13 protein-coding genes and 1 pseudogene are annotated in these 14,910 nt (G+C 45.1%); 5 read left to right on the forward strand and 9 right to left on the reverse strand.

Going from position 1 to position 14,910, the window contains the following annotated elements; all coding sequences use genetic code 11:
• Window positions 1-73: 73 nt before the first annotated feature.
• The 7 genes from JSY36_RS15910 to JSY36_RS15940 form a co-directional block, all read right to left on the reverse strand.
• Window positions 74-916 (reverse strand): phytoene/squalene synthase family protein, encoded by an 843-nt coding sequence (locus JSY36_RS15910; protein ID WP_205167113.1) that lies wholly within the window; start codon window positions 914-916, stop codon window positions 74-76.
• Between the two features lie 81 nt (window positions 917-997).
• Window positions 998-2,452 carry a phytoene desaturase family protein gene (locus tag JSY36_RS15915; RefSeq protein WP_205167114.1) on the reverse strand — a complete coding sequence of 485 codons (1,455 nt, stop codon included), beginning with the start codon at window positions 2,450-2,452 and terminating at the stop codon, window positions 998-1,000.
• Window positions 2,449-3,945: a phytoene desaturase family protein gene (locus tag JSY36_RS15920; RefSeq protein ID WP_205167115.1), complete on the reverse strand. Its 1,497-nt coding sequence runs from the start codon at window positions 3,943-3,945 to the stop codon at window positions 2,449-2,451. Before JSY36_RS15920 ends, JSY36_RS15915 begins: the two co-directional genes overlap by 4 nt.
• Before the next feature lie 182 nt (window positions 3,946-4,127).
• Window positions 4,128-5,972 carry an asparagine synthase (glutamine-hydrolyzing) gene (gene asnB / locus JSY36_RS15925; protein WP_122896557.1) on the reverse strand — a complete coding sequence of 615 codons (1,845 nt, stop codon included), beginning with the start codon at window positions 5,970-5,972 and terminating at the stop codon, window positions 4,128-4,130.
• A gap of 240 nt (window positions 5,973-6,212) precedes the next feature.
• On the reverse strand, window positions 6,213-7,202 hold the full coding sequence (locus JSY36_RS15930) for a class I SAM-dependent methyltransferase (protein WP_205167116.1): 990 nt from the start codon (window positions 7,200-7,202) through the stop codon (window positions 6,213-6,215).
• Between the two features lie 181 nt (window positions 7,203-7,383).
• Entirely contained in the window at window positions 7,384-7,857 is a 474-nt protein-coding gene (locus tag JSY36_RS15935) for a low molecular weight protein-tyrosine-phosphatase (protein ID WP_205167188.1), read from the reverse strand.
• Window positions 7,858-7,996: 139 nt separating this feature from the next.
• The gene (locus JSY36_RS15940) at window positions 7,997-8,293 is read right to left on the reverse strand and encodes a hypothetical protein (RefSeq protein WP_205167117.1); all 297 of its coding nucleotides are present in this window, start codon (window positions 8,291-8,293) and stop codon (window positions 7,997-7,999) included.
• Between the two features lie 212 nt (window positions 8,294-8,505).
• Here JSY36_RS15940 and JSY36_RS15945 point away from each other — a divergent pair, with 212 nt between their 5' ends.
• Entirely contained in the window at window positions 8,506-8,889 is a 384-nt protein-coding gene (locus JSY36_RS15945; RefSeq protein ID WP_205167118.1) for a YolD-like family protein, read from the forward strand.
• Between the two features lie 9 nt (window positions 8,890-8,898).
• Here the strand turns inward: JSY36_RS15945 and JSY36_RS15950 are convergent, their stop codons facing one another.
• Window positions 8,899-10,161 carry a Y-family DNA polymerase gene (locus JSY36_RS15950; RefSeq protein WP_205167119.1) on the reverse strand — a complete coding sequence of 421 codons (1,263 nt, stop codon included), beginning with the start codon at window positions 10,159-10,161 and terminating at the stop codon, window positions 8,899-8,901.
• Between the two features lie 118 nt (window positions 10,162-10,279).
• Window positions 10,280-11,066, reverse strand: a pseudogene (locus JSY36_RS15955) (SDR family NAD(P)-dependent oxidoreductase).
• A gap of 167 nt (window positions 11,067-11,233) precedes the next feature.
• Between JSY36_RS15955 and JSY36_RS15960 the strand changes: the two are divergent.
• The 4 genes from JSY36_RS15960 (at window position 11,234) to JSY36_RS15975 (ending at window position 14,838) form a co-directional block, all read left to right on the forward strand.
• On the forward strand, window positions 11,234-12,064 hold the full coding sequence (locus JSY36_RS15960; protein ID WP_236785013.1) for an ion transporter: 831 nt from the start codon (window positions 11,234-11,236) through the stop codon (window positions 12,062-12,064).
• Window positions 12,065-13,031: 967 nt separating this feature from the next.
• Window positions 13,032-13,337, forward strand: a complete 306-nt coding sequence (locus JSY36_RS15965; RefSeq protein ID WP_205167120.1) for a MerR family transcriptional regulator — start codon at window positions 13,032-13,034, stop codon at window positions 13,335-13,337.
• Between the two features lie 108 nt (window positions 13,338-13,445).
• Entirely contained in the window at window positions 13,446-14,300 is an 855-nt protein-coding gene (locus JSY36_RS15970) for a divergent polysaccharide deacetylase family protein (RefSeq protein WP_236785015.1), read from the forward strand.
• Window positions 14,281-14,838: a GNAT family N-acetyltransferase gene (locus JSY36_RS15975; RefSeq protein ID WP_205167121.1), complete on the forward strand. Its 558-nt coding sequence runs from the start codon at window positions 14,281-14,283 to the stop codon at window positions 14,836-14,838. Before JSY36_RS15970 ends, JSY36_RS15975 begins: the two co-directional genes overlap by 20 nt.
• Window positions 14,839-14,910 lie beyond the last annotated feature (72 nt).

A 14,910-nucleotide genomic window follows, 5' to 3' on the forward strand; every position in this document is an offset into this window, starting at 1 on the left:
TTGCAGGTTCGAGAGCCTCCTCACTATGCTCCTTCTTCCTCTGCCAGTGCCGTGGCGGAAATCTACTTATTTGTTATCCCTTAACCATGGTGTCAAGAATCTTCTCTTTTTCTTCCTGGGAGACAAATGCTTTTTCGTGAAAAACTTCATATTTATTGTTGCGTACCGAAGTGAGAATCTCCCTGTAAAAAAGAGCCGCTGCCTTTACGGGCAGGCGCGCATCCAGGGGGTAGTCCTTTAACGATGCAAGTCCTTTTTTATAGAAGTGCTCAGCCTCAGAAGCCATAGATTCCCATGCATTAATAAATGCCTGGTTCACCTCACCCCGTTGGAGCATGTTCGTATCATAACCATTATCGGACATTACCTGTTCAGGCAGGTAGATTCGCCCTCTCTCAAGGTCCTCACCGATATCCCGGAGAATATTCGTAAGCTGCATCGCAATACCAAGTGATATCGCCCCTTCTCTTAAACGGTCTTTCTTCTCAGGTGCAAGGATCGGGAGAAGCATCAGTCCGACCGTACTCGCTACGTGATAAGAATAATGTTTGACCTCATCAAGGCTCTGATACGTCTTTTTCACAAGGTCCATATGCTGCCCTTCAATCATGTCGTAAAAGGGCTGAAGATCCATGTCAAAAGTGGTAAACGTATGACTAAGAGCGATCCACAAATAATTATCTTCCGGAAGTTTTCCCTCAGCAAACGAGTGCAGCTGATCTTTAAATACTGTTAGTTCCTGAGCCGGGCGTGTACCTTCATCAACAATATCATCTGCTGTTCTGCAAAAAGCATAAACAGCCCATACAGCATTCCTCTTTTTTAACGGCAGATGACCAAACGCCTTAGAGAAGGTTTTCGAATGATACTTAATCACAGTATGGCACTGTTCGTAAGCTTCATTTACTGAGAGCATAATCCTCCTCCATTCTTTGTCAGTTTCCTATTTTCATTTAATAGTAGCACGAAAAAAGTAAAGAATTTCTTCATACGCCTTTTATGCGAGTGTGCTTGCTCTGCTTTCTTTTTCGCGTATCGCTTCTGCAAGCAGCTTTGCTCCCTGCATGACAATCGGAACGCCTCCTCCCGGGTGAATAGAAGCTCCTACGGCATACACATTTTCATATGAAAACGGCTGAAGCTGGGGCCTGAATACACCCGATTGGAAAAGAGACGGGGCAAGACCGAAGGATCCTCCATCAAACAGCCCTTCCTGCATGGCATCGTTAGGCGTTCTTATTTCTTTCCAGACCACCTTCTCTTTTAATTCGGGATCCATGCGGCTTTCTATTAACCCCGTAATTTTATCAGCGTAAGCCTCGTAATCTTTTTGCGTAATATGATCTCCGCTTGGAACAGGCACAAGAACGTAAGCACTGCTGTGACCCTCAGGTGCAAGAGTCGGATCAATTTTTGAGGGAGAGAAAACGTAAAAAGAAGGGTCTTCCGGAAGAGTACGTCTCTCAAATATCTCTTTCATATTTTGATCAAGTTCTTTCCCCATAAAAAACTGGTGAACATGGTCGGTACGCAGCTCTCCTTTCAGTCCGAAATAAAGAAGCAGACATCCGGAAGAAGGAGCAAATGAACGGCGTTTCTTTTCTTTTACGAGAGTCCTTGCCACCGGAAAATCACCGTTGATAATAAAAGAATCAAACGCTTCACGTTTTCCGTTCACCTTCACGGCTGAAGCCTGTTTCTGAGTAGTTTCTATTTCTGACACAAGAGCATTTGTTTCGACCTTAACTCCCCGCTTTATAAGTTCTTTCGTAATTACATTAATAAGGGACGCATATCCTCCCTTTACATACCAGATACCGTGATAGTGTTCACTGAAAGGAACAAGAGAGTAAATGGCCGGTGTCTCCTCAGGGGACCCTCCGATATACAGTGTTTGAAGGGAAAAAGCTTCCTGCATTTTTTTATTGGAAAAGTACTGTTTTGACTGGGCCTTCACTGACTGATAGGCTTTCAGTTTAATCAGTGTTTTCATGTTTGTTCTGGAAAAAAAGGATTTCCGGTCTCTGAAGTCCCTGTCCATGAAAGCAGGTTTTCCTTTTTCAAAGCGCTCCTTCATATCTTTCATGTATTGCAAAAATCCTTCTTCCTCACCGGGGAATACCGACCTGATTTCTTTTAACTGCTCTGTTGTATCACTCCATTTTGTAAATGTCGTTCCATCAGAAAAATGAATCGGATACAAAGGATCGATGCGTTCCATCTGTACAATTTCGGGATTAACACCTGTCTCGGCCAAAATCGTCCGGATCATATCCGGCAGAAGTACAATAGTAGGCCCTTTATCCACTTTGAAGCCGTCTCTCTCAACAAAAGCAAGACGCCCGCCTGCTTGATGTTCTTTTTCATAGATGGTGACATCATGTCCATCTTTTGAAAGATACAAAGCCGTAACGAGTCCGCCAATTCCGCCGCCGATAATTGCTGTTTTCATACGTGCATCCCCGCCTTATGGTATTTCTTTGTTATTGCATTGGACGTAATTCTCGCTGATTCAAATATCGTTGGAAGTCCGCTTCCCGGATGGGTCCCCCCTCCTACAAGCCAAAGCCTGTCAACTTCTTCAAACTGATTATGCGGTCTGAAATACATCATCTGACCCAGGTTGTGAGCCAGGTTGAATGTTGCCCCTTTATAAACTTGCTTATCGTGTTCCCAGTCAAAGGGTGTAAGAATTTTTTCAACCTCAACAGAGTCTCTAAGCTTTTGTCCGGTCTTTTCTTCTACTAGATTCCAGATGAGGTCCCGGAATTTGTCCTTTTCTTTCTCCCAGTCAATGCCGCTGAAATTGTTCGGGACCGGCGCAAGAATATAAAGGGCTGATTTCCCCTCCGGTGCCAGAGTCGGATCTGTTTGTGATGCGTGCTGCACATAAATGGAAGGATCCTGTGAGAGCTTCTTTGTTTTTGTAATTTCTTCTACATTGTTTTTATAGTCATTTGAAAAAAGAATCGTGTGGTGACCGAGGTTCACTGTTTTTTTTACTCCTGCATAAATCATAAATGTAGAACACGAGTACTTTTTCTTTTCTATAACTTTTTTTGAGTATTTTTTTACCTGTCTTTCTTCAAACAGGGTGGTCATTCCTCTTGCAAAGTCCGCATTCATGACTACGTCATCCGCTTCAATAACCTCTCCGTTATCGAGCCTCAGCCCCGTTACCTGCTTCTTATCAACAATAAGCTTTTTTACACCCAGTCCTGTGTGAATTCTCCCCCCATTCTCCTTTACAACCTCTGCCATTGCCTGAGTAAGACGATTCAGTCCGCCGACAGGGTGAAAAACCCCCCACTCATGCTCCATATAGGAGAGAATACTGAAGGCGCCGGGACACTCCCATGGTGACATCCCCAGATATTTTGACTGAAACGTAAAAGAAAGCTTCAGCCTTTCATCGTCAAAATAACGGCCCAGTACGTCATAAAGAGAACGACCTGCCTCAAGCTCAGGGAGTGCCTTCAGGCTTCTAAGTCTCACATAATCCAGCAGGCTTCCATGCTGATTCTGCAGCATAGGCATAAGCTTGTTCATTTTCTTTTTCGTATCAATCATGAACTGCTCATAGCGTCCGCCGCACCCCGGAAACAAATCCTCAATATGTTTTTTCATTTTTTCCCGGTTTCTTGTGGCATGAATGGTCAGATCGTCAAACATCAGTTCATACATTGTTTCCAGCTCTTTAAGTTCAACGTAATCGTGTAAATTACGTCCTGAAGCTTCAAAAACTTCTTCAAGAATATGAGGCATACTGAAAAACGTGGGCCCTAGGTCAAAGTGGTAATCCCCCTCTGTAACCCTTGACGTTCTCCCGCCTATGTATGGTTGTTTTTCGTATACGTCTACAGAAAAACCTCTATAAGACAACATCATGGCAGCAGCCAGTCCACCTGGCCCTGCACCGATAATGGCCACCTTTTGTTTTTGCATGGTCTCCCCCCGCTCGATTATTACTGTAAACTTCTGTTCCCTTATTAAATAATGGTTAAACAAAACTTATACATTATGTATACCACCACAGAGGAAAAACAGCAAAGATAATGATTCTTGTAATAACTATATGGTTTTCCAATTACTTCTACGCCAATGAAAAAACGCCTGCAAAACAGGCGTTAAAGAATTTTGACCTTTGATGAGATCAGCCAGTGATGAAATTGCCATAAATGAGCAATCAGCTGCGGCCCGCTCATAAGCTGACCGAAATAAGGCGTCCTGAAGGAAGACCCTTTACTGTCCACCAGTTCCCGTATGGTCCTTTTCTCGAAGAGATCAAACAGTGGTGAGTCCCCCTGAGTTAATACTCCCTGCAGGGCACTGGTCACTTTTTCAGTGTAGACGGGATGATGGGTCTTAGGGTATGGACTTTTCTTACGGTAAAGGATGTCGTGAGGAAGGACGTCTTCCAATGCTTTTCGAAGGATTCCTTTTTCCCTTCCGCCGTACATCTTCATATCCCACGGAATGTTCCACACATACTCCACCAGCCGGTGATCGGCAAACGGGACCCGTACTTCCAGACTCGCAGCCATACTCATCCTGTCTTTCCGGTCCAAAAGCGTCGTCATAAACCAAGTCATGTTCAAATAAAACAATGCCCTCCGCTTCTGCTCCAGTTCTGTTTCCCCATCGAGCAGCGGTGTTTCTATTACAGTATCTGTGTAGCGTTTATCTGCATACTCGTTTAAATGGAGCTTATCCTTCCATGCAGGCCTTAAAAGCTGCTGTCTCTCCTGAACAGACCGCATCCAGGGAAAGCTCTCCCTTTTGATCGTCTCTTCATCATGAAACCATGGATAGCCCCCGAAAATTTCATCGGCGCACTCGCCGGACAGCCCGACCGTCACATCTTGTTTTATCTGCTCACTAAACCACAAAAGCGATGAATCAATGTCCGCCATTCCCGGGAAATCCCGGGCTTCTGCTGCAGGTGTGAGGTAATCAAACAAAACATCATTATTAATCACGCACCCGTGATGATTTGATCCAAGGAAATCAGACATCACTTTAATCCACGGCGCATCCGGATTGGGCTGAAATTTACTCGATTTAAAGTATTTATCATTTTCCTCATAGTCGATGGAGTAGGTACTTAACGTACCACGCCCTTTTTCTTTAAAGTAATTGGCAGCAAGGGCAGTAAGGGCGCTGGAGTCCACTCCTCCCGAGAGAAATGTACACACCGGCACGTCCGCCACAAGCTGACGCTCCACCGTATCCTTTAAGAGCCAGCGGATGTGGTCTGCTGTTTCATCTGCTGACTGAGTATGTTTTTCACTCTTAACCTGCCAGTACCTGTTTACTCTCCGGCCTTCGCGGTCGATTTTTAAAAAATGAGCAGGCCGCAACTCCTTCATCCCTTTATATACACCATGTCCCGGTGTTCTTGAAGGACACAGAGCCAGAAGTTCCTGCAAACCATCTTCATCAATTACAGCTTCGATTTCAGGATGGGCCAGAATGGCTTTTGGTTCGGAACCGAAAACAATGCCTGTTTGATGCTCCATATAAAAAAGGGGCTTTACACCAAGGCGGTCACGGCCAAGAAACAGACGTTCTTCTTTCTGGTTCCATATAGCAAATGCAAAGATTCCATTAAATTTTTCAACACACTTTTCTCCCCATGCAATAAAAGCAGTCAGTAGAACTTCCGTATCGGAGTGGGACAAAAAAGTATACCCTTCCTTAATTAATTCTTTACGGATATCTTCGGTGTTGTAAAGTTCACCGTTATAGCAGACGGTGTACGTATTATTGTTTTTCGTCCGGCTCATAGGCTGAAGACCGCCTGCAGGATCGACAACGATTAATCTTGTATGGCCGAAACCCGCATGACCTTCTGCCCAAACCTGTGAAGCATCGGGACCACGTCTGGACAGGGTGTCAGCCATTGTTTTCAGTGTTTCTTTTTCATTCTCAATCGGGCGCCTGAAATCCACCCAGCCTGTAATTCCACACATTTCGCTCCCTCTCTTTCGTTCAGCGGATTATGACAACGTCTAACACATCGTATTCATCACAAGGAAAGAGGGTGCCCATTTTCATCTCACTTCCGGTATGTGATTAGTGAGTTTACATGAATTGGTCTAGTCAGCTCAAAAAAGAAGAGAGTGACTCACAAGGTGGCATTATACCTTGTGAGTCACTCTCTGGAAAAATTATATGAGAGGCTTTCACTTTATGCTGGTTTATGGGACAGCCTATTTTTTCTGAAGGCCGAGGAGGTACCATCCGCCCTCTTTAATAATCGGCTTACTCATCTTCACTTTAAGACCGGCAGCTTTCCCATGGGATTCAATTTCCTTTTCAGTCGGAAGAGGAAAGAGATTTTCATGTGCTGACATAAAGGTATTAAAAGCGGCAGCAAATGTCTGACCATGTTTTGCATCTGTTAACGGAGAAATTACGGTAACGGTTCCTCCTTTGTTCAGTAAGGAGGAGACCTTTTTAAAAAGTTCTTCTCTCTCTTTGGGTTCATAATAGTATAAAAGATTATGGATCATAACCATGTCGACTTTTTCACCTTTGTTTATATAGTCTTCAAGATCTTCGTTGAGGATTGTAATATTATCGTTTCTCAAATTTTCTTCTGCTTCTTCAGCTACCTCAGAGCTGATTTCCACTCCGGTAAGGCTGACTTTCTCATCTGTTTCCCTGATTTTTTTCAAATACCCGCCATAACCGCACCCGAGGTCAACAATATGTCCTGGTTTATATTTACCTACCCATTTCATCATAGGCGGGACTGACGCTTTTTCCAGAAGCGCTGACGTTTCCGCTACGACATTGGCGAACTTGTCCTCAAGATATGAAATCTGTTCATTGTTTTGCATCAGGTCGGGATACTGCATAAGTGTTGGAATGTGAAGCTCCATCATTTCTCTTAGCAGGATGCCGACTGAATCCTTACTTTTGGCAGAAACGTATTTAAGCATTTTTTTCTTTGGTTTAATCTTTCCCGTTATCGTTTTTTTCAGATGGCCCACTTCAAGCCCTACCTCAACCCATCTGAGAAGCAGTTGGCCGTTGAGTTCTTCTCTTGCTGCTACTTCCTCAACTTTTTCTCCCTCTGCAAAGCTGTCGAATAAATCTAATTTATACCCCACATGAGCGTGCCATGTGGTAAGAAAGCTTTCATTACTTTTCATCCAGTTTCTTGCCTGCCAGAATTTTTGTATGTCCTTCATCATCGCTCACTCCATTTCTCTTCCAATACATGTAATCGTTTTTCCCTGTTTAAAACGGAGTTAAACAACGGGGCGGACGGGAGGCCCCCAAAAAAAGAACAGCTCATAAGGTGGCAATACACCTTATGAGCCGTCCTCTGAAGCACTGGATGATGCCTGACCCGGCATACCCCAGCAGACCTTTTTATCGCTCTAAGCCCTCTTTTTCGCAGATGTGAGACAAAAGACGTTCACATCCTTTTTCTACGAGTTCGTATACATAATCAAAGTTGCCTGTAAAATAAGGGTCTGGAACGTCATCTTCCCCGTCTTCTGTGAAGTCGAGGAGCCTTGCAATCTCACCACTGTCCTTAAAACCTTTCATCCTGGTGAGATTACCGATATTCTCTGCATCCATGCAGATGATGTAATCATATTCCGTTAAATCATTTTCCTTGACCTGCCGTGCCTTCAGGCCCTCACTGCCAATGTTGTTTTTCCTGAGAATGTCCTGTGTTCCCTCATGAGGAGGATTACCCACGTGCCACTCCCCTGTTCCTGCGGAATCCATTTTTATCCTGTCTTCCAGCCCCGCCTTTTTAACCTTTTCGCTGAAAACGGCTTCTGCCATAGGAGATCTGCAAATGTTTCCAAGACACACAAATAACACTTTTACCATCATTCAACTGCTCCTTTCTTTCATATCTGTTTTGTCCATTATAACGTGAAATCTGCCTTTTAATCCTGAGCTCTTCAACCAAAATGAAAAAACTGCAAATAATAAAAGCCCCCAGATTTGCCTGGAGGCATAAATGCATTCAGCTTATAAGAGCCGCTTTGGATGACTTAAGCAGTTCAGGGTGTTCCGAACGGATTTGAACAAGCACCGGCTCTATGGAGTCTGTTACAGAGTAAGAATAGAGGTGCTTAAGAGAACCCCCGTTCATCTCTTCCATAATTTCAACTCTCTCTTCCGGCTCACAATCTTTTTGTGTGAACAAACGGCCGTTGGATTCACATTCATTATTTTCATAACGCTCATAAATAACAAAGATACCGTCCTTTGTTTCCTCTTCCATTAATTCTGCTGACACCACCAGATCTCGTACGATCATTGAGACTGTCCCTTCTTTCTTTACGTGTATTTCCAACTTTTTATTTGTGAATGTAATCACAAATAAAAAGTTCTCAGCCCCTACTATACACCTTTTTGCCTCACTTTTCTTCCCTTTTAACAAAAAAATTTTACAAATTTTCTCCACTTGTTTTTCAGGTTCACCTTACCCAAAACAGGAACATACGTTCTAATAAAAAAGGGGGGATAGGTATGCTGCACGACCGGGGAGTATTAAAATGGACATCCATGATTCTTCCAGAGCACGTAAAGAAGTTAAAAGAATTAAAAGCCAGCTATGAAAAAGAGCAAAAACCCGAACCCGACCCCCAGCTGCTGGAGGAATGGAACGGTATTCTTTCAAAGGCTTCCTTTAAGGGAGTTTCTGTCATCATAACGACGGTCATACAAGGAAATGAAGCAATCTTAACGGGAACAGTCGAAAGATTGGATTCCGTAAATGGACATTTCTCCTCCGCAACGAAGAAAAACACAGCATTTCCATTTCTCTATGCGACATTGCCGGTATTACAGGTGAAACAGACTGGGAGTAAAACGAAAAGAGAGCGGCTCACAAGGTCTGATGCCACCTTGTGAGCCGCTCTTTTATGCTCTATGACCGCCTACCAGTGTGTTCCGGTGTCTTGCTGTTCCCCCTTCTGTATAGGAAACAGCCCTCAGCACAGCATTCGCTCCGTATTTACTGCGAATTTCATCCATAGCATAACCGAGAGCCCGCTTTTTCGGACGGTCCGCCTCAAACAGGCTGAGCTGAACGGAATCATCGGAGTAAACATTTGAGAGTGATACGGAAAGCTTCCGTACCGTACTGCCGTCATGAAAACGGTCCATAAGCTTTACACAGGCTTCATACACTTCCATCGTGATGTTGGTCGGCTCCGGAAGGGTCGTCTGCCGGTGAAAGCCTCCTCCGGCTTCATCCTTACTGTACCCCATTCCCAGACTGATCGTCTGCCCGACACGCTTTTCTCTTCTAGCCCTTGCCGCTACTTCTTCACACATTTCAAGAAGCACCCTCTTGATCTCTACTGGATCGTTATAATCCCTGAGCAGAATCTGCCCTTTTGCATAACTGATCTGACCGGTTAATATCGGGGCACCGAGTTCTGACAGATCAACACCGTTTGCATGGTAATAAAGCTGGTTCCCCATTACACCGAATGCCTTCTCGAGTTTGTCCAGGGAATAATTAGCAAGCTGTCCCACTGTAAAGATCCCCATGCGGTGGAGCCTTTTTTCCACTCTGCTTCCGATTCCCCACATCTTTGAGAGGGGAGATACGGGCCACAATTTTGTTTCAACATCCTGATAACTCCACTTGGCGACCCCTCGTTTTTTCGCTTCAAGATCAAGGCAGAGTTTTGATAGCAGCATATTGTCACCGATTCCGATGGCACAGGTCAGACCGAAGCGCCTGTACAAATCATTCCGGACCGCCTCTGCCAGCTCCCATTCACCCCCCCACAGCTTTGACGTCCCCCCTGCGTCGATGAAGCTTTCATCCACACTGTATGTGTGGATCGCCTCCACTGGTACATAACGGTGAAACAGATCGGTTACCTGAACGGAGATATGCAGGTAGGCAGCCATCGTTGCATTCACAATGTGAATCCTTGGATCGTCCGGGATTTCAAAAAGCCGGTTGCCGGTTTTAATGCCAAAATCTCTTTTTAACGGCGGGGTAGCAGCCAGCACGACACTCCCGCCCCGGTTTGTATCCCCGACAACCGCCAGATGGGCAGAAAGAGGATCAAGACCGAGAGCCACCGCTGCACAGCTTGCATAAAAACTTTTCATATCAATACAAAAGATCGTCCGCTTTGGTAATGAATCATATTCTATATCCATCTCGCGCCCCCTCAAGAACACACGTTCGTTATAATGTATGTTCATTATAGGGGAATATACGTTCTTGTTTCAACAGTAAAATTCACCCAGAAGTGTTTTACCTCCGGGTGAAAGACCATTACTTTTTACGGAACTGACTGGCTGCTGCCTTTTCCATAAGAGCCGGGAACACCTGGTATACCCTCGTTCCTACATCCATCCACCGGGGCAGATTGAGCTCCCTTTTCGGTTTATCTATCAGCTTTAACGTCTTCCCGGCCACTGTCTTTGCATCAAGCATGTACTTCTCTACATTTTTTTCATATTCTCCCGTTTCATCAGCCCGGGAAAAGAAATCCGTTTTTACCGGTCCGGGGTTAACAGTTCCGGATTCCTGTACCTTCAAGCTCCATCCTCAGGCTGTTGGCAAAAGCGAGGACGGCATGCTTTGTAGCAGCGTACCCACTCGATTTGGGTGTGGATATTTTTCCCGCCTGGGAAGCAATATGAATAATGTGACCTGACCGAGCCTCTTTCATATATGGTAATACGGCCTGTGTACAGGCAACAAGACCATACACATTTACTTCAAACATTTCTTTTATATCACTCATTCTGGCGTTTTCAAACAGATCAAACTTTCCGAAGCCTGCATTGTTAATCAAAACATCAACAGCCCCTACAGAAGCATAGATACTATGAAATGTCTCTTTGACTGCCGCTTCATTACTTACATCCAGTTCATAAACATAAGGGGCAATGCCCGATTGCTCTTTAATTTCCGATGCCGCACGCAGGAGCCTGCCGTAGGAGCGGGCAAGCATCACAGGCATCCCTCCATGTTCTGCGACCTGCCTGGCCATTTCAAGTCCGAGCCCTCCGGAAGCTCCGGTAATTACAACTACACGTTCATTCCACGGTTTCATAGCTTTCACCACTTTCTGTTTCATTCCCATCAATAGTATAGCGATCTTTTCTGTATCCGTCTAAAACAATTCATGATAAATCAGAGGAAAGCTTTCATCTTGGATGTTATTTTAGTAGAATAATAGAGGATTATTTCGTTAGCGATTTTTTTCGAGGAGAGAATTGAATGTCAAAACCAATGCCCCAGTGGAAACAAAAACTTGACACACTCGTGGAACATAAATATTTCACTGCCGTTGTCATTACGTTTATTTTATTTAATGCCGTTGTCGTGGGTCTTGAAACATACCCGCACCTTTATTCCGAATACCGCTCTGCCTTTCTGACGATTGACCGTATTCTTCTGTATATTTTTACAGTGGAAATCCTTCTGCGTCTCTTTGCCGCCAGAACGATGGGAACCTTCTTTAAAAGCGGGTGGAACTGGTTTGACTTCATTATTGTACTAAGCGGTTATTTACTTGCCGGTGCGTACTTTGTTACGGTTCTGCGAATCCTCAGGGTACTCCGGGTCTTTCGTGCCATCTCAGTCATTCCTTCCTTACGGAGACTCGTGGATGCACTGCTCCTGACCATTCCGGCTCTGGGTAACATTCTGCTTTTAATGAGTATTATCTTCTATATATTCGCAGTAACAGGAACAATGTTGTTTCAGAACGTATCACCGGAATATTTCGGCTCGTTACAGCTGTCCCTTTTAACATTGTTCCAAGTTGTAACTCTCGAATCATGGGCAAGCCAGGTAATGAGACCGATCTTTGAGGAACTTCCATGGTCATGGGTTTACTTCGTTTCCTTCGTTCTCGTAGGTACGTTTGTTGTCTTCAACCTCTTTATTGGTGTTATCGTCAACAACGTTGAAAAGGCTGAGGCTGCTGAAACAGAAGAAATCGACGAAACAAAAGAAGAAGTAAAGGAACTTCGAAAAGAAGTCAGAGAACTGAAAGACCTGTTAAAAGAAAATTTAAACCGCAGTGACAACAATAACAGCGGATGATACTGATGCAGGCAAGGGCAGCCGCCTTTGCCTTTTCTATTTCCCCTCCCCTGAAAGGTCTGAGCGCAGGTTTCTGACTTTCCATCCCGCTGTTTTCCCAAAAACTGCTGCATTTAGTCAACGAGGTAATAAAAGCGCAGCCCAGTGCCCGAGAGATTGATTTCTCCGGTGTGCGCAGGCAGGGAAAAGCGCCTTACCTGCTCATACACCGGCTCCGCTCAGCGCTTCGGGGAGTTCGTGAAAGGCAGGTTCGGCCTTTCCTTTTGTAAAGGCGCTGGCTCACTCCGGTGTGCGCAGGCAAGGAATTGCGCCTTACCTGCTCATACACCGGCTCCGCTCAGTGCTTCGGGGAGTTCGTGAAAGGCAGGTTCGGCCTTTCCTTTTGTAAAGGCGCTGGCTCACTCCGGTGTGCGCAGGCAAGGAAAAGCGCCTTACCTGCTCATACACCGGCTCCGCTCAGCGCTTCGGGGAGTTCGTGAAAGGCAGGTTCGGCCTTTCCTTTTGTAAAGGCGCTGGCTCACTCCGGTGTGCGCAGGCAGGGAATTGCGCCTTACCTGCTCATACACCGGCTCCGCTCAGCGCTTCGGGGAGTTCGTGAAAGGCAGGTTCGGCCTTTCTTTTTGTAAAGGCGCTGGCTCACTCCGGTGTGCGCAGGCAAGGAAAAGCGCCTTACCTGCTTCAGGACATACACCGGCTCCGCTCAGCGCTTCGGGGAGTTCGTGAAAGGCAGGTTCGGCCTTTCCTTTTGTAAAGGCGCTGGCTCACTCCGGTGTGCGCAGGCAAGGAAAAGCGCCTTACCTGCTTCAGGACATACACCGGCTCCGCTCAGCGCTTCGGGGAGTTCGTGAAAGGCAGGTTCGGCCTTTCACGAACTCCCCTGTCAGATAATCTTACATAACCCAGTCATTTTTGTTCTTTCCTGCTATAATAATCACATAGAAGCATGCCGGCAAAGGGAAGGGATACGATGAACTCTTATAAAGAAAAGAAAGTCATCAGCATCGGGGTTGTAAGTGAGCTCACGGGATTGTCTGAGAGACAGATCCGTTACTATGAACAGCGGAAGCTCATCAGTCCGGAACGCTCAAAGGGCGGAACGAGAAAATACTCGTTTATGGACGTAGAACGCCTTGTTGATATCGCAAACAAAATGGAAGACGGCATGCAGACGTTTGAAATACGCAAACAGGAAAAACAGGGGGAGAACAGAGAACAGCTCAGAAAAAAAATGCTGCGCGGTCAGTTAAATACAGCTTTTCCAAATCAAAAGTAAAACGCCGGTCCGGCGTTTTTTTCGTTTGGCAGATAAGTATATCTTCCTGTCTCGGCTATACTAGTGTACAAATACGTTTTACATTATGTCAGGCAAGGAGAGTACACAATGAACCGAACCCCTTTACAGCTCAAATACTTTCTTGTTATGATTTTTTCGCTCGCGGTCCTTTTTACTGCTCTGGCTCCTTCAGCTTCAGGCGGTAATTCCTCTGATCAGGAGGCAAAGGTGGCTATTATTATTGATGATTTCGGTGGCAATACAGGTGGTGTGTATCGGTTTTTGAAGGCTGATATCCCAATCACTGTTGCTGTGATGCCGTTCTTGGATGAATCGACTGAACAAGCTGTAAAAGCCCACGAGTCCGGTTTTGAGGTAATTGTTCATATGCCACTGGAACCTAAAAGAGGGAAAGCTTCATGGCTCGGTCCAATGCCGATCACGTCAAGTCTTTCCACCGAAGAAGTTAAAAAACGTGTGCAAATGGCTATTGATGACGTTCCTTACGCCAAGGGCCTGAACAATCATATGGGTTCAAATATCGTAGGTAATGAGCGGATTATGAAGGCTATACTTGAAGTTGCAAAGGAAAATGACCTTTACATTATTGACAGTGGCACAAGCAGTGAGTCCGTTATCCCTGAACTGGCAGAAGAAATGCAGCTGCGGTACGGTGTCAGAGATACGTTTCTGGACGACAGCCGGTCTTCCAGAAATCACGTGTACAATCAGATGGTCAAGCTCTGTGCTCAAGCACAGAAGCATGGGGAGGCCATCGGCATCGGCCATGTTGGAATCAAGGGTACAGATACATTCAACGGCATATCAGATGCTCTTAATTATCTGCAGGAGAAGAACGTTGTTATTGTACCTGTTTCTGAACTGATCCCCACCGAACTGGAACTGGACCCGGGTAAGTTTTGGCAGCATGGAGGAGATAAAAATGACACAAAACAACAATAGCCCGATTGAAGTAACCTTTAAGGCTAAAGACGGTTCAACTGTGACGCTCCGTCCCGCAAAAAAAGAAGATGCTTTTGACATCATCACAAACGTGGAAAAGATTATTCAGAAGGGACGTTACATACAAAAGGAACGCGTCCGTACTATAGAAGAAGAGCAAGCATTTATTCAGGAAATGGCTGTTAACAATAATATGTATACGGTTGTTGAAATTGATGGTCACGTGTACGGAATTGCCCGCCTCATTCGGGGAGAGCTGAAAATGAAACGCCACACGGCTGTTTTCCGTACGTGGCTAACAGAAGAAGCCCAGGGAAAAGGGCTCGGGAAAAAAATCATGGAATATACACTCCAGTGGGCTGAACAAAACGGATTGTATAAAGTGTGCCTGACTGTTTTTGCACAAAACACAGTAGCAAAAAAGCTGTACGAAAAATACGGATTTATTACAGAAGGTGTACAGAAATACCAGGTACTTATTGACGGTGAATATGATGATGAAGTATTTATGGCCTGCTTTATTGAAAAAAACATGTGAAGCATAAGGAGAATGCTGTCTTAAATGTTCACTAAGGACTCTGTATCAATCATGAAGGCAGATCCGCTTCTC

Origin of the sequence: Alteribacter salitolerans (assembly GCF_016901055.1) — a bacterium.
Taxonomy (GTDB): Bacteria; Bacillota; Bacilli; order Bacillales; family Salisediminibacteriaceae; genus Alteribacter; species Alteribacter keqinensis.